Annotated in this window: 13 protein-coding genes; 12 read left to right on the top strand and 1 reads right to left on the bottom strand. The window is 52.0% G+C overall.

The features are described 5' to 3' along the window. Positions 1 to 6 precede the first annotated feature (6 nt). The 10 genes from prc (at position 7) to SIL79_RS17280 (ending at position 19,119) form a co-directional block, all read left to right on the top strand. The gene (gene prc / locus SIL79_RS17325; protein WP_039033240.1) at positions 7 to 2,070 is read left to right on the top strand and encodes a carboxy terminal-processing peptidase; all 2,064 of its coding nucleotides are present in this window, start codon (positions 7 to 9) and stop codon (positions 2,068 to 2,070) included. 125 nt (positions 2,071 to 2,195) lie between these two features. Further along, a complete protein-coding gene (gene pepN, locus SIL79_RS17320; protein WP_162206563.1) occupies positions 2,196 to 4,781 on the top strand; it encodes an aminopeptidase N in 2,586 nt (861 codons plus the stop codon). Between the two features lie 8 nt (positions 4,782 to 4,789). After that, entirely contained in the window at positions 4,790 to 5,005 is a 216-nt protein-coding gene (locus tag SIL79_RS17315) for a DUF2835 domain-containing protein (protein ID WP_039033238.1), read from the top strand. Between the two features lie 315 nt (positions 5,006 to 5,320). Next, positions 5,321 to 7,375, top strand: coding sequence for a DUF1302 domain-containing protein (locus tag SIL79_RS17310; RefSeq protein ID WP_071476581.1), 2,055 nt, complete (start codon positions 5,321 to 5,323; stop codon positions 7,373 to 7,375). Positions 7,376 to 7,388: 13 nt separating this feature from the next. Beyond that, a complete protein-coding gene (locus SIL79_RS17305) occupies positions 7,389 to 8,756 on the top strand; it encodes a DUF1329 domain-containing protein (RefSeq protein WP_101096406.1) in 1,368 nt (455 codons plus the stop codon). 87 nt (positions 8,757 to 8,843) lie between these two features. Further along, positions 8,844 to 9,884, top strand: coding sequence for a WD40/YVTN/BNR-like repeat-containing protein (locus tag SIL79_RS17300; protein ID WP_215774288.1), 1,041 nt, complete (start codon positions 8,844 to 8,846; stop codon positions 9,882 to 9,884). 12 nt (positions 9,885 to 9,896) lie between these two features. Beyond that, entirely contained in the window at positions 9,897 to 12,206 is a 2,310-nt protein-coding gene (locus tag SIL79_RS17295) for an efflux RND transporter permease subunit (protein WP_215774289.1), read from the top strand. Positions 12,207 to 12,470: 264 nt separating this feature from the next. After that, positions 12,471 to 17,318 (top strand): NAD-glutamate dehydrogenase, encoded by a 4,848-nt coding sequence (locus SIL79_RS17290; RefSeq protein ID WP_039033233.1) that lies wholly within the window; start codon positions 12,471 to 12,473, stop codon positions 17,316 to 17,318. A 61-nt stretch (positions 17,319 to 17,379) separates the two neighbouring features. Then, the gene (gene pyrD / locus SIL79_RS17285; protein ID WP_039033232.1) at positions 17,380 to 18,399 is read left to right on the top strand and encodes a quinone-dependent dihydroorotate dehydrogenase; all 1,020 of its coding nucleotides are present in this window, start codon (positions 17,380 to 17,382) and stop codon (positions 18,397 to 18,399) included. Between the two features lie 186 nt (positions 18,400 to 18,585). Continuing rightward, positions 18,586 to 19,119 (top strand): cell division protein ZapC, encoded by a 534-nt coding sequence (locus tag SIL79_RS17280; protein WP_039033231.1) that lies wholly within the window; start codon positions 18,586 to 18,588, stop codon positions 19,117 to 19,119. A gap of 94 nt (positions 19,120 to 19,213) precedes the next feature. On the opposite strand, the gene SIL79_RS17275 is transcribed toward SIL79_RS17280, so the two are convergent. Beyond that, positions 19,214 to 20,095, bottom strand: coding sequence for a LysR family transcriptional regulator (locus SIL79_RS17275; protein WP_144361342.1), 882 nt, complete (start codon positions 20,093 to 20,095; stop codon positions 19,214 to 19,216). A 109-nt stretch (positions 20,096 to 20,204) separates the two neighbouring features. On the opposite strand from SIL79_RS17275, the gene SIL79_RS17270 reads away from it, so the two are divergent. Both SIL79_RS17270 and SIL79_RS17265 read left to right on the top strand, forming a co-directional pair. Further along, entirely contained in the window at positions 20,205 to 21,068 is an 864-nt protein-coding gene (locus SIL79_RS17270) for an MBL fold metallo-hydrolase (RefSeq protein WP_101096411.1), read from the top strand. Next, the gene (locus tag SIL79_RS17265) at positions 21,062 to 21,808 is read left to right on the top strand and encodes a DsbA family protein (protein ID WP_144361343.1); all 747 of its coding nucleotides are present in this window, start codon (positions 21,062 to 21,064) and stop codon (positions 21,806 to 21,808) included. Before SIL79_RS17270 ends, SIL79_RS17265 begins: the two co-directional genes overlap by 7 nt. Positions 21,809 to 21,940: the final 132 nt, after the last annotated feature.

Raw genomic sequence — 21,940 nt, 5'->3', positions numbered from 1 at the left:
TTGCTGATGCGAAAATTTATTCTTGCTGCATCGATCGCCAGTGTCTTTATGGGTTCCCAGGCGCTGGCTATCTCACCGGCAGTCCCGGTCAGCGAGTTACCCCATCTGCAACAGGAGCCGCAACACAAGGTTGCCAGTAAAAGGATAACCGGCCTGTTCAGTCGCTCCCATTATCACAGATTCGATCTGGATGATGCTTTTTCTCAGCAGATCTTCAAGCGCTACCTCGAACAGCTTGACTATCGCCGCAATGTATTATTGCAGAGCGATATCGACAGCTTTAAAGTCTATGCCAACCAGTTTGACGATATGGTGCGTAGCGGCGATCTGGAACCTGCGTACAAGATGTACGATCTGGTGCAGCAGCGCCGTTATGAGCGTTTTGTCTATGCCTTGAGTTTGCTCGATAAAGAGATGGACTTTGATCAGGCAGGCGATGCTTATGTCTTTGATCGTAAAGATGCCGCCTGGCCCAAGGACGAGGCAGAGCTCAATGAGCTGTGGCGTCAGCGGGTCAAGTACGATGCCCTTAACCTTAAGCTTACCGGTAAAGAGTGGCCGGAGATTGTTGAAATGCTGGGTAAGCGCTACAACAACGCCATCAAACGCCTGAAGCAAACCAACAGCGAAGACGTGTTCCAGGGGCTGATGAATGCCTTTGCCCGCAGTGTCGAGCCGCACACCAGTTATCTGTCTCCCCGTAATGCCGAACGTTTCCAGATGGAGATGAACCTGAGCCTGGAAGGGATAGGTGCCGTGTTGCAGATGGAAGATGACTACACGGTTATCAAGAGTCTGGTGGCTGGTGGCCCGGCAGCGCTGAGTGAGAAGTTGGCGCCGGAAGATAAAATTGTCGGTGTGGGTCAGGAAGGCAAGGAGATGGTCGATGTTATCGGCTGGCGTCTGGATGATGTGGTTGAGCTCATCAAGGGCCCCAAAGGTAGCAAAGTAACCCTGCAGGTGCTGCCCAAAAAAGGCGGCTCCAATGCTAAACCCATCAATGTGACTGTGGTGCGGGACAAAATCCGTCTCGAAGACAGGGCGGCGACTTCCAAGATAGTTGAGCCGGATACCGGTCCTTACGCCCAGCGTAAAATCGGTGTTATTCAGATCCCTGGCTTCTATATGGACTTATCCCGCGATGTGGCCAAAGAGTTACAAACCCTTAATGAAGCTAAGGTTGAAGGTGTGATTGTTGACCTGCGCGGTAACGGTGGTGGCGCCTTGACTGAAGCAACCTTGCTCACTGGGCTGTTTATCGACCAGGGACCTGTGGTGCAAATTCGTGACGCCAATGGTCGCATCAGTGAAAACCGTGACAACGACGGCAAGAGCTATTACGACGGCCCACTCACAGTGATGGTTGACCGTTACTCGGCCTCGGCCTCGGAAATTTTTGCCGCTGCATTGCAGGATTATGGCCGCGCCTTGATTATTGGTGAATCGACATTCGGTAAGGGCACAGTGCAGCAGCACAAGAGCCTTGGCCGTATCTACGACCTGTATGAAAAGCCGGTTGGTCATGTGCAGTACACCATAGCCAAATTCTACCGTATCAATGGTGGCAGCACCCAGTTGAAAGGGGTGACTCCGGATATCCCGTTCCCCAGTGCGTTGGAGCCGGGTGAATACGGTGAAGCGGAAGAAGACAATGCTCTGCCATGGGATAAGGTCCCTGTCGCCAAGTACCAGCCTTTGGGTGAAATTGGCGCAGAGATGGTCAGCAATCTTGCGAAACGCCACCAGAGTAGGATACAGCAGGACGTTGAGTTCGGTTATATACTGCAGGATATAGGCGAGTTCAAGAAACACCATAAAGAGAAGAGTGTTTCTCTGGTGGAAAGCGAGCGTCTGGCCGAACGGGATAAGGACGATCAAAAACAGTTGGCCCGCCTCAACGAACGTCGGGTTGACCATGGTCTCGAGCCCTTGAAGTCTCTGGATGACGATGAAAATGTCTCCGAAGATGAGAAAAAAATCGAGACTCCGGATGCCTTCCTCGATGAAGCCGTCTATATCACTTTGGATATGGTGGACTATCAGAAATTGGCAAAAAACAGCGCAAATTGATGCTGGATCCAGGAAACATAAAAACGCGCTGATTGCGCGTTTTTTGTTTGCTTCCAGCGCTCACAGAGGCAAGATCAGTCAACGAACTCAGCGACTGCCAGTGCCCAACGAATTAAGGATGACCTATGTCTGAAGCACAAAACCTTTCCCCGGACCAACTGCAAGCCAAGCGCCTGGCTGATTATCGTCCACCGGCGTTTTTGATCCCAGAACTGTCCCTCTCATTTCAGCTCGAACCCAAGCAAACCCGGGTGACTGCGGTCAGCCAGGTTAAGCGCAACGGCAATCACAATGAACCTCTGCAGCTTGACGGTGACGAGCTGGAATTGGAACAGCTGTTGGTTAACGGTGAACCGGCCGACTATCGCCTCGAGCCGGGTAAACTGCTGCTTGAAACTGAACTCAACGGATTTGAATTGACTCTGGTGACTCGTATCAGCCCGGCCGATAACTCGGCATTGGAAGGTCTGTACATGTCTGATGGCGCCTATTGCACTCAATGTGAGGCGGAAGGTTTCAGACGCATCACCTATTTTCTCGACCGTCCCGATGTGCTGGCCAAATACCAGGTACGTATCGAAGCCGACAAGGCGTTTCCTTTCTTGCTTTCCAACGGCAACTTGCTGGAGAAAGGGGAGATGGCCGATGGTCGTCATTTCGCCGTCTGGCAAGACCCTTTCCCTAAACCCGCGTACTTGTTTGCGCTGGTTGCCGGTGACTTTGACCTGTTGGAAGACAGTTTTACCACCCGCTCCGGCAGAGAGGTTAAACTGCAGGTGTTTGTCGACAAGGGTAACCAGCATAAGGCCGGACACGCCATGGCTTCATTGAAAAAGGCGATGGCCTGGGACGAGTCACGCTTTGACCTCGAGTATGATCTCGATATCTACATGGTGGTGGCAGTAGACTTCTTTAACATGGGCGCCATGGAAAACAAGGGCCTGAATGTTTTCAACACCAAGTATGTGTTGGCAGATAATGACACTGCGACCGATGATGACTTCCACGGCATAGAGTCCGTTATTGGTCACGAATATTTTCACAACTGGACCGGCAACCGGGTAACTTGCCGTGACTGGTTCCAGCTGAGCCTGAAAGAGGGGCTGACCGTATTTCGCGATCAGGAATTCAGCTCAGATCTCGGCTCCCGGGCCGTCAACCGTATTCATGCCATTAAGGTTATCAAGAATCAGCAGTTCGCCGAGGACTCGGGGCCGATGTCGCATCCTATTCGCCCCGAAAGCGTGATAGAGATGAATAACTTCTACACAGTCACTGTTTACAACAAGGGCGCCGAAGTGATCCGCATGATGCACACCCTGCTGGGTGAGCAGGCCTTCCAGGCGGGGATGAAGCTTTATTTCGAGCGTCACGACGGCCAGGCGGTTACCTGTGATGACTTTGTCGCTGCTATGGAAGATGCCTCAGGTAAAGATCTGACTCAGTTCCGCCTCTGGTATAGCCAGGCGGGCACCCCTCAGGTGGCAGTGACTGATGAGTATGATGCAAGCACAGAGACTTACCGCCTGCACCTCAAACAGTTCACTCCAGTGCGCGCCGGAGAAGCGGCCAAGGCACCATTGCATATTCCGTTCAGTCTGGAACTGCTGGGCAATGATGGCAGCTCCTTGGTCAACCAAGTGTTTGATTTTACTCAGGCCGAGCAGACATTGGAGTTCAAGGGTATCAGTGCCGGTCCAATTCCTTCGCTGTTGCAGGACTTTTCGGCGCCGGTGAAGCTCAAGTATGACTACAGCACAATGCAGCTGCTCTGCTTACTGCGCCATGCCGGCAGTGAAGTGGCCCGTTGGGAAGCGGCTATGAGTCTCTTCAGCCGCGCCGTGTGGGCCAATGTGACCTTACTTGAACAGGGGCAGGGGATGCATCTGGATCCTCGGGTTGTCGACGGCTTCAGAGGTGTGATGCTGGACGAATCCTTGGATAAGGGCCTTGCGGCCGAAATTCTCAAGCTGCTTTCAGTGTCGTCCTTGATTGAACAGGCCGATAAGGTGGAATTGGATGCCCTGTTGCTGGCCCGCGACTTTGTGATTGAAGCCATCGCCAGTGGCTGTGAAGATGAGCTGTTGGCCCGTTATCGTCAATTACTGTCGCTGGATGACGCCGCCGCCCGCAGTTTGAAAAACACTCTGCTTTGGCTGCTGGCCAAAGTCTCTGATGAATATGAGTCCTTGATTGAACAGCAGTTTGCCTCGGCCTCTGGTATGACAGATGCGCTGGGCGCGCTGCTTGTCGCCAACGATGCCGATTGTGATTGCCGCAATGCCCTGATGCAGCAATTCGAGCAGCGCTGGAATAAGACTCCTCTGGTGATGGACAAGTGGTTCAGTCTGCAGGCGATGGCGACAGATGATGAGGTGATCGCCAGACTCGAGACCCTGTTGCAACATCCGGCCTTCAGTCTGAATAATCCCAACCGGGTTCGTTCTCTGGTGGGGAGTTTTGCCGCGGCCAATGTGCGCCAATTCCACCGCCGGGACGGCAAGGGATATGCTTTCCTTACCGCCATGCTCAAACAGCTCAATAGCCTCAACCCGCAAGTGGCAGCACGGATCATCACTCCGCTGATCCAGTTTGCCAAGTTTGATGCCGGACGCCAGGCCAAAATGAAGGCTTGCCTGCAGGAGTTGTTGGCTATGCCTGAGTTGTCACGGGATCTTTATGAGAAGGTCAGCCGCGCACTGGAAGACTGAGTACAAAGATGGAATTTTACTTTCGCCTCAATCTGAGTTATCAGGACTTTTTACCTTACTATCAAGGTATTGCTGAAAATGTTGAGGTCAGGGAAAAGGGTGGCAAGATCCTCTGGATCAATGGCCGCCGCTTACGTCCTTTTCTGACTGCCGATGGTATTTATGGTGAATTCCATCTCAGATTAGACCGGGATGGAAAGTTCATTTCCTTGAAACAAATTTAGAGTAATTACTTAAAACGGCCGACTTAATCAGTCGGCTGTTTTGTATCCAGGTAACAAAGGTTAATCCATTGAAATCAATTGGGTTATATTTGTTAACCTCCTATATCCTTTCCACACTCGATAAAAATTTAAATTTCCACGCCTTTCCTGAATGACGGATCCGTCTTAAGTCCCCAAATCTGCACAATAAATTTCTCCGTCTCTGCCTTGCTCATCAGCATTAATTGCTGTAACAATGGTGTTGCCTGTGAGCTAACAAGATGTTGGTTGAGACTCCTATAACAATTAATCCAGCAGGTTACGGAGAAGCGATAAATGAAAACAGTGATAAACCGTTTTAACAAGTCGGCGCTCGCTTTGGGGGTGGCGTCGGCACTGAGTTTAGGGATGATCCCCAGTGTCGAAGCGGTATCGTTCAAATGGGGCGAAGTGGATGGCTCCTTTGATTCGACCTGGACCTTGGGCGCCAGTTGGCGCGTGGAAGGACGCGACTGGGATGGTCAGATAGGTAAAGTCAACCATCCAAGATTCGATTGGAGCGGCTATTCGGCTTTCACCGACACCAAGTACACGGCCGCCGAGATCTGGGCGCAACCCGGTTCCTATTCCAGTAACAATGACTTGAGTAACCTGCTGTATTCTAAGGGTGATACTACCTCGGAAATTTTCAAGGGATTGCACGAGCTGTCGCTCAAGTATGAGAATTTCGGTATTTTCGCCCGTGGAATGTATTTTTACGATCGTAAATTGAACGACAGAATTTACGACTTTAATGACCCTCTGACCGGCAACCGCTACGACCCTTGCGCCGACAAGCGCGCCAAAGAAGTGCAGTGTAAGGATATCCGTCTGCTGGATGCTTTTGCCTATGCCAACTTTGATTTTAACGATGGCGCCAATCCCTTGACTATCCGTGTGGGTAATCAGGTGGTCTCATGGGGGGAAAGTACGCTTATTTCCCATGGTATTGCGGTAATTAACCCGGTTGATTTGAACATACTCAACGCACCGGGCGCCGAATTGAAAGAAGCCTTCAGGCCGCAAGGTATGGTGTGGGCTTCTTTTGGGGTGACAGAAAACCTGTCGCTGGAAGCTTTCTATCAATATGACTGGGAGCCTATCTGGGTTCCGACTCCCGGGTCGATTTTCGGCACCAACGACTTTGTCGGTTACGGTGGCTACAACCAAAACGCCCAGCTCGGCTTCAACGCCAACCCGGATATCAATCTCGATTTCCTGACCCAGGAATATAACCGCCTGTCCAACATGATAGCCTCAGGGCAGAGCATTCCAACGGAGCAGTTGGTGCAGATGGCGCTGGCTTATCCCACCAAGGTGACATTGGTGGAAGATGAAGCTGCTCCCAGCGATTCCGGTCAGTACGGCATCAAGCTGGGTTACTACGCCCCGGAGCTGGGGGAAACCGAGTTTGGTTTTTATTACATGAATTACCATAGCCGCCGTCCACTGATCAGTGGTACCACGGCAGACTTCAGCACAGGCGCACTGCTGTCTGATATGGCGGTGCTTGGGCAAAACGCCGGCAATATCAACCGCGAATTACTGCTTAGTCTGGATAGCTTCTCCAAGGCCCAGGTGGTTTATCCGGAAGATATCAAACTTTACGGCTTTAGTTTTAATACCTTGATAGGCGATACCTCTGTGGCCGGTGAAATTGCGCACCGCCAGGATGAGCCACTGCAGATTGATGATGTGGAACTCTTGTTTGCCGCTATGCCACAACAGCTGGCCAACGCAGGACTGAGGCCGGATCTTGATGGATTGTCTCAGTACACTTCCCATGTCAAGGATGTCGGTCCGGGTGAATACGCCGAGGGTTATATCCGTCTCGATACTACTCAGGCGCAGATGACCTTTACCCACTTGTTTGGCCCGACGCTGGGTACCGATAACCTGGTGATGCTCGCCGAAGTCGGCGGGGTATGGATCCATGATATGCCGGGTTTCGATGAACTCAGACTCAATGGTCCAGGTACAGGGCGCAGCGGCGGCAATCCGAATATGCCAGGCATCATTGAAGCGTTGCATAATGGTCCTGAAACCAATCCGTTCCCGACAGATTTCGCCTGGGGTTACCGGATTGTCGCCAAGGCCGATTTCAACAACGTGTTCTCCGGCATCAATATGTCACCTCGAGTGATTTTCTCCCATGACGTTGATGGTATCACCCCGGATCCTATGTTTCTGTTTACCGAAGGTCGCAAGTCTGTGGCACTGGGACTCAGCTTTGACTACCAGAGCCGCTGGGGCGCCGATCTTTCCTATAACAGTTTCTTTGGTGGGGTAGGCACAACCAATGCGATGGCCGATCGCGATTATGTGTCTTTCAACGTTAAGTTTTCGATCTGATAAGGACAATAAAATGAGAACGATAGCTATATTGTCTGCTGCTGTAATCCTGGCTTTGGGGGCCACCACAGCTGTAGAAGCCAAGGTTTCCGAGGCCGATGTGGCCAAACTGGGTACCAGCCTGACACCACTCGGGGCTGAAAAGGGCCCCAATGCCGATGGTAGTATTCCGGCTTGGGACGGCGGCATTACCACACCTCCTGCCAGTTATAAAAAAGGCATGCATCACCCCGATCCCTTTCCGGATGACAAGCCGCTGGTGACTGTTACCGCAGCCAATAAGGATCAATACAAGGAGTTCCTGACGCCGGGACAACTGAAGATGTTTGAAACCTATCCTGATAGTTTCAAAATGAACATCTATCAGACCCGGCGTACCGCTTCTGTGCCGCAGTTTATTTATGATGCCACCAAGGCCAATGCGCCGAGAGCGACTCTGGTCTCAGAGGGCAATGGTGTCGATGGCGCGTCTATAGGTATTCCTTTCCCCATTCCTGCCAATGGACTGGAAGCCATCTGGAACCATATTCTCAGATTCCGCGGTGTTGATATCGAAACCGAACGTAATCAGGCGGCGCCTACCGCCAGCGGCGATTACACTTTGGTGGAAATGGCCGAAGAGATACGTTTCGAATACTCTCGCCCTGAAGCAAACTTGGAAGAGCTGAAAAAGAACAACATTCTGTTTGAATTCAAACAGGTGGTGACGCAGCCCGCGCGTTTGGCCGGTACTGCGCTGTTGGTGAAAGAAACCATGGATCAGGAGAAGGAACCCCGCCAGGCCTGGACCTACAACACTGGGCAGCGCCGGGTGAGAAAGGCGCCCAACGTGGCCTTTGACACGCCCGGCACGGTTTCTGATGGTCTGCGTACCACGGATGATTTCGATATGTTCAACGGCTCGCCTTCCCGTTATAACTGGGAGTTGCTGGGCAAGAAAGAGATCTTCATTCCTTACAACGACTACCGTCTGCATTCGGATAAGGTCAAGTACAGTGAGCTACTCAAACCCGGTCACCTAAACCCCGATTATATTCGCTATGAAAAGCACAGAGTCTGGGTGGTCAAGGCCAGCTTGAAAGAGGGCATGCGTCATATCTACAAGACTCGGGTCTTCTATCTGGATGAGGACTCCTGGCAGGTCTCAATCGCCGATCTGTACGACAACCGTGACGAACTGTATCGGGTTGCCATGGCCCATGGTCTGAACTATTACGAGGTGCCGACTCATTGGAGTACTCTCGAGGTGTATTACGATCTGCAGTCTCGTCGTTATATCGCCATAGGTTTGGATAACGAAGGCCGTATGTATGACTTCGATGCCAAGTTATCCGAGGCCAACTTCACCCCGGCCGCGCTGCGCCGCGAGGGAATACGTTAAACCTTCGTTATCTAATGGGAGGCTTAGGTCACCCAGTAGGAAATTCCAGGGGCGCGTGCGCCCCTTTTAACCCTAAGGAAGTCTGTAATGTCGTATCGCATGCTTCAAGCAGCGGCTCTGGGCCTTGGCATACTCACATTTCAGGGCGCGATTTCGCCCCTTCACGCCGAAACGCAATCTGCAACCCGGGCTCTTACCGGTCAGCTGCAGCCTTTGGCGGTTCACTCTTTGATGTTGGATATTGCTCAGGCCGGCAGCACTATGGTGGCGGTCGGTGAGCGTGGTCATATCTTAAGGCTCAGCGCCGATGCCAATCAGTGGCAACAGGTGGCGACACCGAGTCAGGCGCAGTTAACCAAGGTATTTTTTCTCGATGCCAACCATGGCTGGGCAGTGGGCCATGATGCCACCATTCTTGTCACCCAAGATGGCGGGCTCTCCTGGCAGCAACAGTTCAGTTCGCCTGAGCTTGCCCGGCCCTTGCTGGATGTTTGGTTTGCCGACTCGCAAAACGGCATAGCCGTTGGCGCCTATGGTTTATTTCTGCGCACCACTGATGGCGGCCAAAGCTGGCTGAAAGAGTTTCATCCCGAGCTCTTGAGTCAAGATGACGCCGATTATCTGGCGGATCTTAAACAGCAGGATGAAGAGGCCTATCGGGCCGAATCCGACTCAATTTTGCCCCATTTCAATCGGGTCATCGTCCTTGAAGATCAGCGTTTACTCATGGTCGGGGAGTTGGGGATGGTAGCCATTTCTGAAGATGGCGGCCGTTTGTGGCAGCGCCAGGATTTTATTTATGACGGCTCTTTGTTCAATGCCATAGAAGGGGATAACCAGCTCTACGTCTTCGGTCTGCGAGGGCATGCCTTCAGCGCCCCGAAAGATATGAGTCAGTGGCAGGAAATAAAGATGCCGCTTGAATCGACCCTCAATGCGGCGGTGGCGGTCAAAGGGGGTCTGTTGCTGGTCGGCAATGGCGGCGCCGTTATTCGTCTGGATAACAACTTACACGCTGAGCTGGTAACCCAGCGCAGAGGGGAAAACTTAACGGCAGTTGCTGTTGACCCCAAGGGCCGGTTATGGATAGCCGGGACCAAAGGGCTTTTCGAACTAAAACAACAATAAAGGGCCATTATTATGTTAGACAGATTGGTCAATGGGATTGAGAGTTTTCTCTTTCGCAATCGTATCGGAGTGATACTGCTGTTTGCGCTGACCACGGTATTTTTGGGCTTTCAGGCCAGTCAGCTGAAAATGGATGCGGCATTTGTCAAAAACATTCCGCTGCATCATCCCTATATGCAGACCTACCTCAAACACCAGAAGCAGTTTGGCGGCGCCAACTCCATCATGGTGGCGGTAGAAGACAGCAGCGGTAATATTTTCAATCCGGCGTTTTTCGACACCTTCAAGAATGTGCATGATCAACTGTTCTTTATTCCCGGGGTAGAGCGCTCTCAGGTGAAATCCCTGTTTTCGCCGTCGACACGTTTTACCGAAGTGGTGGAAGACGGCTTTGCCGGAGGGCCGGTGATCCCGGCGGATTTCAGCACCACAGAAGCTGGGCTTGAACGGGTTAGAGGCAATATAGAAAAAGCCGGCATAGTCGGCCGTCTGGTGGCAGAGGATTACAGCGCCGCCATGGTGACAGCGCAACTGATGGATTTTGATCCGCAAACCGGCGAGCCATTGGATACTTTGGCGTTTGCCGCGCAACTGGAAGAGCAACTCAGAGGCCAGTTTGAAAAAGATGGCATAAAGATTCACATCATAGGCTTCGCCAAGATGGCCGGTGATGTGGCAGACGGGGCCAAAGGAGTGCTGCTGTTTTTCCTGATAGCCATTTTGGTCACTGCCCTGATGGTATATCTCTTCTCCCGCTCCATGGTGTTGACCCTGCTGCCTTTGGTGTGCAGCTTGATAGCCGTGGTTTGGCAGCTTGGGCTCTTGACCGTGGTGGGCTTTGGCTTGGATCCCATGTCGATTCTGGTGCCGTTTTTGGTATTTGCCATAGGTGTCAGCCACGGGGTACAGATGATCAATGCCATCCGCAAGCGGGTCGCCGATGGTCAGAGTACCAAGGTGGCCGCGGCTTCGGCGTTTCGTAGCCTCTTGGTACCGGGCGGGGTCGCCTTGCTGTCGGATACCATAGGTTTTATGACCTTGTTGGCAATCGATATCGGCATTATACGTGAGTTGGCGATTTCCGCATCGCTTGGGGTAGCAGTGATCATCCTGACCAACCTGATACTCTTGCCTTTGGTGATCTCTTTCTTCCAGATAAAGGCCGCGAAAGCGAATGCGGTCACCGAGGCCAAGACAGCGGCCTTTTGGCAAAAGCTCACCTGTTTTGCTACGCCCAAATATGCTGTGGTGGTAGTGGCGGCCACCGCGCTGCTTTATCTGGGCGGATTGCAGCAAGCGGGCAAGATGCAAATCGGCGATCTTCAGGGCGGAGCACCGGCGCTGCATCAGGACTCCCGTTATAACCAGGACACCTTCTTTATTACCGATCATTTTTCTATCACCACAGACGTGATGAGCGTGATAGTGGAAGCCTATCCAGAGGCCTGTACCTATCACTCGGCGTTGGAGAAGATTGACAGGTTTGAATGGTTGGCGCGCAACACACCGGGGGTTGAGTTTACCGCCAGTATCGCCTCGGTGGCACGCCAGGTGAATGCCGGTTTCAATGAGGGCAGCCCCAAGTGGCAGGTATTACCAAGAAGCCCGGCGAGCCTGGCGCAGCTGGTGTCACAAATTCCTACCAGCACAGGTTTGCTGAATGGCGATTGCTCTGTGATGCCCGTGTATCTGTTCCTTAAAGATCACAAGGCGGAAACCATAGAGCAAGTGGTGAGCAAGGTGAAGCTGCTGGCCGCCGAAATGGACGACGACAAGCTGAGCTTTAAACTCGCCTCCGGCCCGGTGGGGGTGATGGCAGCGACCAACGAGGCGGTCGCCGAAGCGCAATTGCCTATGATGCTGTATGTCTATGGCGCGGTGTTTATCCTCTGTCTGATAAGCTTCCGTTCGCTGAAAGCCACGGTTGCGGTGATCCTGCCTCTGTATGTGGTATCGACATTGGCGCAGGCACTGATGACCTGGCTGGATATCGGCCTGACGGTAAGCACTTTGCCGGTTATTGCCCTCGGGGTGGGTATCGGGGTGGACTATGGCATCTATATCCTGTCGACCATGGCGGTGAAACTGCGCGATGGCATGGCAGTGCAGCAGGCCTATTTCGAAGCCTTGATGGAGCGAGGCAGTGCGGTCATCTTCACCGGTCTGACCTTGGCCATTGGGGTGAGTACTTGGTTCTTCTCTGCTCTTAAGTTCCAGATGGATATGGGAATTTTGCTTACCTTCATGTTTGTGGTCAACATGCTGGGGGCCATAATTATCCTGCCAGCACTGGTGGCACTTTTCTGGCGCAAACACAGCTAGTGATAGGGGCAGGGGAAGAAGTTTCTCCTGCCCCTGCTGAATAGTTAGTCTGTTATTCCGATTACTTCTTCACCACTCCCTTCAATATCCCGTCATTGCTGGATTTGTACAGGATGTACCACTAAAATTTTGCTCGAATTATGGTTTGTTTAGTAATAAACTGCGCGGCATGACCTCGGTCACAAAAATTCAGGCCCGGGTCATTCGACGAAGCATCCATATAATGAAAAAAGCGCTGCCATAGACGCTTAAGGAAACAGCAAAATGGCCTTGAAAGATGCAATGCCTTCAGTACTGCTTGAAAAGGTAGTTAGTTTAATCCACTCCAAAGTCCCTAAAACACAAGCAAATCAGGTGGAACAGTTCGCCACCTGCCTCTACGCTCACATGTCCAAGGACGATCTCCAGGCCCGTAACGATAGCGATCTCTACGGTGCCGTCCTGAGTCTTTGGAATGCTCTGAACAGCACGCCGTGTGGGGAAACTCACTTAAGGGTATTCAACCCAAGCCAAGCCAAGCACGGCTGGCAATCAACCCACTCCATCATCGAAGTTGTGCAGCCCGATATGCCCTTCCTGGTGGATTCTGTGGGGATGGCTCTCAACCGTTTGGGGATCACCGCCCATATGATGTTACATACGCCTCTGGCCATTGAGCGCCAGGGCAAAGACATCAAGCGGGTCAGCTTTGTTAACGACAGCAAGGAAGACAGCGACAAGGTGGCGGTATTCCTGATTGAAATCGACCGCCAAAGCAGCGACCAGGACATAAAACAACTCGAAAAAGAGATAGAGTCCGTGCTCGGTGATGTCGCCGCCGCCGTCAATGACTGGCGCGCCATGTCCGATAAGCTGGCTGAAGTGGTTGAAGAGTTGCCGAAGCGCCCGTTCCCCGGTGAGAAAGCCGAACTCGAAGAAGCGACTCGCTTCCTTAGTTATTTGAACAACCATCATTTTACTCTGATGGGCTATCGTCGCTACGACCTGCGTAAAGTCGAGGGTGACGTTGAGCTGGTACCGGATATGGCCAGTAGCCTGGGCTTGATGAACAAACCCGGCAAAGCGCAGCCAGAGCATGGTTTGATGCTGTCTTCTTTCTCTGAATCGGCTCGCCGTGAAGCGCTGGACAACAGCCTGCTGATCCTGACCAAGAGCAGTGCCAAGAGCCGGGTTCACAGACCCGCCTATGTCGACTATATCGGCGTCAAACGTTTCGATGAGGCCGGTAATGTCGTCGGTGAAGACAGATTCATCGGCCTGTATGCTTCCAATCTGTATAACCGTAGTCCGAAAGAGATCCCACTGTTGGCCGAGAAAGTCCAGCGGGTGATGGACAAGTCAGGTCTGGCACCGCGCTCCCACGACTATAAAGCGTTGATGAATATTCTGGAAAACCTGCCAAGGGACGAGATTATTCAGGCAAGCGTCGACGAGTTGTCGCACATGGCTCACGGCGTGTTGGAGATGCAGGACAGAGATAAACTCAAGCTGTTTGTCCGTAAAGACGGTTTCGGCCGTTTCCTGTCCTGTTTGGTGTATGTCTCTAAAGACAGATACAACACCCGTTTGCGTGAAGATACCCAAAGGATCTTTGCCCAAACCTTTAACAGCAATGAAGAGGTGGAGTTTACCACTTACTTCTCCGAGTCGAGCTTGGCCCGTACCCACTACATAGTTAAAGTCGACAACAACAATAATTTGGAACTCGATGTGGCTGCCATAGAAAACAATCTGATTGAAGCCGCTCGCTCATGGGAAGATAAACTTCAGAGCGCGCTCAACAATTCACTGGGTGAAGAGCAGGGTACTCGCCTGTTCAAGCGTTATCTGACTGCATTCCCACAGAGTTACAAAGACGATGTGTTGCCGACGTCGGCCGTGGTGGATCTGCAACAACTGGAAGCGTTAGATGATGACCATAAGCTGGGCATGTTGTTCTATCAGCCACAGGAAGCGGCGCCTGGCAGCAACAAGGTACGTTTGAAGCTGTTCCACAAGGATGAGCCTATCCATCTGTCGGATGTGCTGCCTATGCTGGAAAACTTCGGTCTCAGGGTGATCAATGAGCGCCCTTATGAAGTGAAGAGCACAGATGGCGCGACCTTCTGGATCCTCGACTTCCTGATGACAGTACAGGGCGGCGCCACTGAAAACCTGGCAGACAGCCAGGATAGATTCCAGACCGCGCTGGCTCAGGTTTGGCAGAAAAAGCTGGAAGACGACGGCTTCAACCGCATGGTACTGGCTACCGGGCTTTCCGGCCGTGAAGTGTCAGTGCTGCGCGCCTATGCCAAGTATATGCGTCAAATAGATGCGACCTTCAGCCAGGCTTACATCGAAGAAACCTTCAGCCGCTATCCGCAGATAGCCGATTCGCTGGTGAAGATGTTTATTCGTAAGTTCAATCCCAAGCTGAAGACCCGCACGCTGGATAAGTTTATCGAGCAGATCAATCTGCGTCTCGATGACGTATCCAGCCTGGATGATGACCGTATCATTCGCCGCTATCTGGATCTTATCAACGCCACGCTGAGAACCAACTTCTATCAGCAAGATGCCGCCGGCCAGCCGAAGGATTATATCTCCTTCAAGTTTGCCCCCAACCAGATCCCTGAAATGCCCAAGCCACTGCCGAAGTTTGAAATCTTCGTCTACAGCCCAAGGGTTGAAGGTGTGCATCTGCGCGGTGGTAAAGTGGCCCGTGGTGGTTTGCGCTGGTCTGATCGCCGCGAAGATTTCCGTACCGAAGTGCTAGGTCTGGTGAAGGCACAGCAGGTTAAGAACACTGTGATTGTGCCCGTAGGTGCCAAGGGTGGCTTTGTTTGTAAACAGCTGCCGACCGAAGGCGGACGTGAAGCTTTCTTCACCGAAGGTCAGGAATGCTACCGGATCTTTATCCGTGGTTTGCTGGATATCACAGACAATATCGTCAACGGCGACCTGGTTCCCCCTGTGGATGTGGTGCGTCACGATGAAGACGACCCTTACCTGGTGGTCGCCGCCGATAAAGGCACGGCGACCTTCTCTGATACCGCCAACGCCATTGCCACCGAATATGGCTTCTGGCTGGGGGATGCTTTCGCTTCCGGTGGTTCCAACGGTTATGACCACAAGAAGATGGGCATCACCGCCCGTGGCGCTTGGGAGTCAGTAAAACGTCACTTCCGCGAAGTGGGTATCGATTGCCAGACCACAGATTTCACCTGTGTGGGGATAGGCGACATGGCCGGTGACGTATTCGGTAACGGCATGCTCTTGTCTGAGCATACCCAGCTGGTGGCTGCTTTCAACCACATGCATATCTTTATCGACCCAACGCCTGACTCGGCGACCAGCTTTGTCGAGCGTAAGCGTCTGTTTAATCTGCCTCGCTCCAGCTGGGAAGACTATAACAAGGAGCTTATCTCCAAAGGCGGTGGTGTGTTTGCCCGTAGCGCAAAATCCATCAGTTTGACGCCTGAAATCAAGAAGATGCTGGCGACCGACAAGGATGCTATGACGCCGACTGAGCTGATCAAATGCCTGCTGAAAATGCCGGTTGACCTGATCTGGAACGGCGGTATCGGTACTTATGTCAAAGCGAGCAGTGAAACCCATGCCGAAGTCGGCGACCGCGCCAACGACGGTTTGCGGGTCAACGGTGGCGAGCTTAAGGCCAAGATCATAGGTGAAGGCGGTAACCTGGGTTGTACTCAGCTTGGCCGTATTGAATACGCCGCCAATGGTGGCCGTATCAACACTGATTTTGTCGATAACGTGGGTGGTGTGGACTGTTCGGACAACGAAGTTAACATCAAGATTTTACTCAACGCTCTGGTGGCCGAAGGTGAGATGACCCTTAAGCAGCGTAACCGCCTGCTGGAAGAGATGACTGACGAAGTCGCGCAGATAGTGCTACAGGACTGTAAAGATCAGACTCGCACCATCTCTGTGACTCAGGTGCGCGGCGCCGAACAGCTCAAAGAGCAGATCCGCTTTATCAACTACCTGGAAAAAGAGGGTAAGTTGGATCGCGCTCTGGAATTCCTGCCTACAGAAGAGGAGCTGTCCGAGCGTTTGGCCAACGGCCGAGGTTTGACCCGTCCTGAGCTGTCGGTATTGGTGGCCTACGCCAAAATGGTGCTCAAGGAACAACTGCTGACACCTGTTATCACAGATGACGCTTGGTTGAGCCAACTGCTGGTTGCTTACTTCCCTGGCAAGTTGCAGCAGAAGTATGCCGACAAGATGACTCAACATCCGCTGCGCGGTGAGATCATTGCTACTTCGTTGGCGAACGAACTGGTTAACGATATGGGGCTCAATTTCGTCCAGCGTATGCAGGATGAGACAGGCGCCTCAGTTGCCGATGCCGCCATTTGTTACACTATGGCCCGCGAAGTGTTTGGTTTGGCAGATTTAACCAAAGCCATTACTGATTTGAACGGCATAGTACCCGCGGTTGTTCAGGGCGAGATGCTGCACCAGTTGCGCCGTAACATGCGCCGTGCCTGTCGCTGGTTCCTGCGTAACCGTAGCCGCGCCATGAGCATAGAGCAGGTTGTTGCCTTCTATAAGCCGGTGTTCGACGAGCTGAAAGCCAATATCCGCTCTTATCTGGTAGCTGATGAGTTGGCGGGTATTGAAGAGGATATCGCCGCACTGGAAAAAGAAGCCGTGCCTCATGAGGTCGCCAATCTGGTTGCCAACATGAGTACGCTGTTCTCGGCGCTGGATATTGCTCAGATAGCTCAGCTGGAGTCCAAGCCGGTTTCACTGGTGGCAGAAACTTACTTCAAGTTGGGCGCAAGAATCGATCTGCATTGGTTCCTGGAGCAGATCGGTGGTCAGCCGGTGGCCAACCACTGGCAGGCATTGGCCAGAGCAGCCTTCCGTGAGGAGCTGGATTGGCAGCAAAGAGCGCTGACATCAGCGGTACTGCGCAGCTGTACCGACAGCTGTGAGTCCGATGCTATTATCGAACAATGGGTCGAACTCAATCAGGGCTTGCTGGAGCGCTGGTTCCACATGCTGGCTGACTTCAAGACCTCGCAAACCCATGAATTTGCGAAGTTCTCAGTAGCGCTACGTGAACTGAATCTGCTGATCCTGCACTGCGAAGGGCAGAAGTAAGCTATTATAACAATAAGAGCCCTGGCAAACGCCGGGGCTTTTTTTAGGTCTAGGAGAAACCATGTTTTACAAACTCGCACAAAAAGTCATGTTTCAGATGGATCCTGAGCGCGCCCACAACTTTGCCATCAGTAGTCTCAGAACCACGGGTAACTCACCGCTGAACTGCTTTTATGCGCAGCATCTTGCCCCGGCCCCGGTCGAATTCATGGGGCTGACATTCCCTAATCCCGTCGGTTTGGCCGCCGGTATGGATAAAGACGGTGAATGTATCGATGCCTTTCATGCCATGGGATTTGGTCATGTTGAAGTGGGAACCGTGACTCCAAGGCCGCAACCCGGTAACGATAAACCTCGGCTTTTCCGGATTAAACCGGCCAAGGCGATTATTAATCGTATGGGCTTTAATAATCTCGGCGTGGATAATCTGGTGGCCAATCTCAAGGCTAAAAAATCCAATGCCATGGTCGGTGTCAATATAGGTAAAAATAAAGATACACCGGTAGAGCAAGGGAAAGATGATTATCTGATCTGTATGGATAAGGTTTATGCCTATGCTGATTACATCGCGGTTAATATTTCCTCACCCAATACTCCCGGCCTGCGTACCATGCAATATGGCGAATTACTGGACGACTTGTTATCTAGCTTAAAAAACAAACAAACAGAACTGGCAGAAAAGCATGGCAAGTATGTCCCTATTGCATTAAAAATAGCGCCGGATCTGACTGAAGAAGAGATCGAAAAGATAGCCGAGTCATTATTGAAACATAAGTTTGATGGCGCCATAGCCACTAATACCACTTTGACCCGTGATGGGGTCAGTGGCTTGGCTAACTCCAATGAAACAGGTGGCCTTAGCGGTAAGCCGCTGAACCAGTTGTCGACCAAGGTGATCAAGTATCTCGCGCAATGCTTGAAAGGCGAGATCCCGATCCTGGGGGTAGGTGGTATTAATAGCGCCGAGGATGCTCTGGATAAATTGGATGCAGGAGCAAGCATGGTGCAGATCTATTCCGGTTTTATCTATCAAGGGCCAAAATTAATTAAAGATATTGTCGACGCTTATAGATCTAAATAAGTTAAAAAACACTCAAAGGGATCGCCTTGGCGATCCTTTTTTATTTGAATCGATCGTTTTTTGATCTGAAAGATCTGCCTAAGATATTGTTATCTCAGTCTAATATTTAAAACTTTTTTTGATATTGGGTAAAATATCATCTATTATTCGGTTGGTAATAAATCACAGGTCTTATTGGATTGCGTTATGTTATTAATGCCAAACAGAGATTGGCAATGGAGATATAACGATTCGTACGGTGTCCTTAGCGTATCGTTAGGTTCGGAAATGGAATTTCTGACTCCTTATAAAGCCAAAACTTTGATACCGGATGCAATGAAAGAAGCAGAATTTAGCGTCGAGCACGCCAAGTTCTATATTGACCTGCTTGATCGTCTAACCAAGTCACTATCATTGACGGATGCACAAGTGGTTCAGTTGGCGTTGAACGCCACCGCCGCTCACTTTATGCAAAAACCGCAGATGCCCAAGTCATGGTTTTTTGACACCAGTGCTGTCTGTGTTTACAGTGAGCCGGGAAAGGTATTTGACCTCAAATGTCGTGGAGAACGCGTGCTGGTGATGGTGGTTGAGACCGGGTTGCAGGCTTCTTTGGTGATGATGTTGGCCAACGAATGTCGACTCAGCGATGTCAAAACCCTGACCCGCTTTGAAACCATCAAGGTGATGCACGATCGTCTGCATCCGCTAAGGGCACAGCAACAGATAGTTGCTGCATGACAACTTTGTCAGCGAGTATCAACGGGGCTTATGGCCCCGTTTTTGGTTTTCAGCCCCTAAACCACCTACTTCAGTAGGTGGTTATCATTTGTCTTCAACCTGAGAATGCCTGACTCAAGTGGTTAATCAAGGCCCTCAGCGCCACCGGCATATGCTCTCTGGAGCTATAGAGAGCGTAGGCCGTCATGACTCTCGGTGTCCAATCCGGCAGCAAGCGTTGTAAGCTGCCATTTTTGAGTGCCTCATCCAGCAGATAATCGGGCAGTTGGGCGATACCGCTGCCTGCCTGAGCCGCCCTGAGTAATACTGTCGCTTCATTGGCCACCAGTTGGCAGTTGACCGCCACAGATTCGTTCTGTTCTCCCTTGGAAAGATGCCAAAGATTACGATTGAAATGGCGGTATCCAAGGCACTGGTGGCGGCGAAGATCTCTGGGATGCTGCGGTGCTGGATACTGTTTGAGGTATTCAGGAGAAGCCACCAGCTGCGAATTCACCTTGATAAGCGGCTTGCCAATCAACAGGGGATCCGGGCTTGACGCTATACGGATCACCAGATCGACCCTTTCCGCCACCAGCTCCACAGTGCGATCGCTCACATCCAACTCGATTTCCACTCCGGGATTAAGCCTGATGAATTGCGCGAGGCTCGCTGCCAGCCGTGCGTGTGCGAACGACATGCTACTGCTTATTCTCAGTTTGCCGGTCAATTGTCTGCGTCTCTCGCTTAGGCTGATTTCCAATGCCTCACGGGTCGAGAGTAACTGGCGACAATATGTCAGGCACTGATTCCCGGCATCTGTAAGGGTTACACTGCGGGTGGTGCGATTGAGTAATCTGGCGCCCAACCAATCCTCAAGCGCCTTGATATGGCGGGTTACCATGGCGCGCGACATCTCAAGCCGCTCGGCGGTAGCGGTAAAGCTGCCACTGGCGGCCAGATCCACAAAAACTTCGGCGGCGGTTAATCTGTCCATCTGCGATTACTTGTCCGGATTATGCAACAATATTGCGCAACTTTAGCCGTATATCTGCATTAATTGAAATCATAAACTGGCCAACGTTGAAATTCACCGGAGTAAAACCATGCTTAAATCACTCGTATTGGCTGCCAGTTTAGTGTTGCCATTTTCTTTACACGCCGAATCGGACGCCCTCGACTTCAAAGTCTATAACGCCGACGGTAACAGCTTTCATGTCAACGCCACCCTGATAAGCGGTGACAAGGAAGCTATTTTGGTCGACACAGGCTTCACCCGCGCCGATGCCCTGCGACTGGCCGCCGAGGTTCTGGACAGTGGCAAGCAGTTGACCACTGTATTCGTCAGCCAGGCGGATCCTGACTATTACTTCGGGGTTGCCACACTCAAGCAGTTTTTCCCTAAAGCAAAATATCTGACGACCCCGGCAGTGCATGCACAAATTTCGGCCAAGCTGGAAGACAAGCTGAGCTTTTGGATCCCCAGAATGGGTAGCAATGCCCCCCTCAAGGCGCAGCTGCCAGAGATATTTAAAGGCAGTCAATTAATGCTTGAAGGCAAGGCGATTGAGATAAAAGGTGACCAGGGAATGCTGGCTGACAGGCCATACCTCTGGGTACCTTCCAGCAAAACCATTCTCGGCAATGTGGCCGTCTCCGGAGGCTTGCACCTGTGGATGGCTGATAGTCAGAGCCAGAGTGAGCGAGCGGCCTGGAAGGCACAGCTGGCGGAAATGGCGGCGCTTAACCCTGCCAAGGTGATCCCCGGGCACATGTTGTCTGAATCTTTTCTCGAGCAGGACAATATTGCCGCGACACTCAAGTACCTGCAGGATTTCGAACAAGCCGAAGCCGTCACCCAAACCAGCGCTGAGCTTATTGACACCATGCAGCGTCTGTACCCGAATGCCGGGCTTGCTATGGCATTGGAGATAGCTGCCAAGGTCAGTAAGGGTGAGATGAAATGGTGAGGCTGCACTACTTTTTTGACCCCTTGTGCGGCTGGTGCCATGGTGCGGCGCCCCTCATTCATGCCCTGAGTGCCAGACTCCCGATAGTTTTGCACGCCGGCGGCCTGATGGCGGCAACAAGAATAACGCCCGGGCTCAGGCAACATATCCTCAGCCACGACAGCAAAATTGCCAAGCTGACCGGGCAGCCCTTTGGTGACGGTTACACTCAGGGTTTGCTGCAATGCCCTGACGCTGTGTTGGACTCGGGACCGGCCATTGCCGCTATCCTGCTCGCCGAAAAGGTGGCAGGGCAGGGATTGGCGCTGCTGGAGATATTGCAGGGTGGCCATTATGTTCAAGGTTTAAGGCTTGCCGAGCCTGAAGTGTTACTGCAACTGCTGATGGCGCTGAGAAGTCTCCAGGCACTGGGGCACGAGAAATTGGCTAGCGATCTGACGGCGGTTATGAAAGCAAACTCAGCCGGGCAGATTTCGCCGCTGGCGAGCCATATCACTCAGAGCCGGGCCATGATGGCAAAGCTCGGATTGGCAGGCTTTCCGTCACTGGTTCTGGAAAGCGAAATCGGTGAGTGGCACCCTGTACCTTTGAACCGCTTCTACGGCCAGACAGAGGCAATGCTGGGTTGGTTTGACTCAAGTTTTGCCAAACAGCTCTCTGGGATTGACGCCAAGAGAGATAATCCGAAAGCCGTGCCAAGTGCCCCGGCGGCTTGTATCCGGGGAGGCGACTGCGATTAAGCTTTCCGCATGGATTAGAGAGGGCTTAAGGGCGTTCAAAGGGGCTGCAATCTTAGTCTTGGCTTGAGTAAAATGAGCACTGTAAGATTGCGATAAAAGCTGACAGCAGAAGGGGATGAACACCTGTTAGTT

The sequence above is a fragment of the Shewanella indica genome, from assembly GCF_033842865.1.
Classification (GTDB): Bacteria; Pseudomonadota; Gammaproteobacteria; order Enterobacterales; family Shewanellaceae; genus Shewanella; species Shewanella indica.
Note: the sequence above shows the minus strand (reverse complement) of the source record. Positions and strands in the feature narration are given on the sequence as shown.

Coding starts and splice junctions, on each gene's coding strand:
- prc (WP_039033240.1), top strand. CDS start 7: ATGCGAAAATTTATTCTTGCTGCATCGATCGCCAGTGTCTTTATGGGT.
- pepN (WP_162206563.1), top strand. CDS start 2,196: ATGTCTGAAGCACAAAACCTTTCCCCGGACCAACTGCAAGCCAAGCGC.
- SIL79_RS17315 (WP_039033238.1), top strand. CDS start 4,790: ATGGAATTTTACTTTCGCCTCAATCTGAGTTATCAGGACTTTTTACCT.
- SIL79_RS17310 (WP_071476581.1), top strand. CDS start 5,321: ATGAAAACAGTGATAAACCGTTTTAACAAGTCGGCGCTCGCTTTGGGG.
- SIL79_RS17305 (WP_101096406.1), top strand. CDS start 7,389: ATGAGAACGATAGCTATATTGTCTGCTGCTGTAATCCTGGCTTTGGGG.
- SIL79_RS17300 (WP_215774288.1), top strand. CDS start 8,844: ATGTCGTATCGCATGCTTCAAGCAGCGGCTCTGGGCCTTGGCATACTC.
- SIL79_RS17295 (WP_215774289.1), top strand. CDS start 9,897: ATGTTAGACAGATTGGTCAATGGGATTGAGAGTTTTCTCTTTCGCAAT.
- SIL79_RS17290 (WP_039033233.1), top strand. CDS start 12,471: ATGGCCTTGAAAGATGCAATGCCTTCAGTACTGCTTGAAAAGGTAGTT.
- pyrD (WP_039033232.1), top strand. CDS start 17,380: ATGTTTTACAAACTCGCACAAAAAGTCATGTTTCAGATGGATCCTGAG.
- SIL79_RS17280 (WP_039033231.1), top strand. CDS start 18,586: ATGTTATTAATGCCAAACAGAGATTGGCAATGGAGATATAACGATTCG.
- SIL79_RS17275 (WP_144361342.1), bottom strand. CDS start 20,095: ATGGACAGATTAACCGCCGCCGAAGTTTTTGTGGATCTGGCCGCCAGT.
- SIL79_RS17270 (WP_101096411.1), top strand. CDS start 20,205: ATGCTTAAATCACTCGTATTGGCTGCCAGTTTAGTGTTGCCATTTTCT.
- SIL79_RS17265 (WP_144361343.1), top strand. CDS start 21,062: ATGGTGAGGCTGCACTACTTTTTTGACCCCTTGTGCGGCTGGTGCCAT.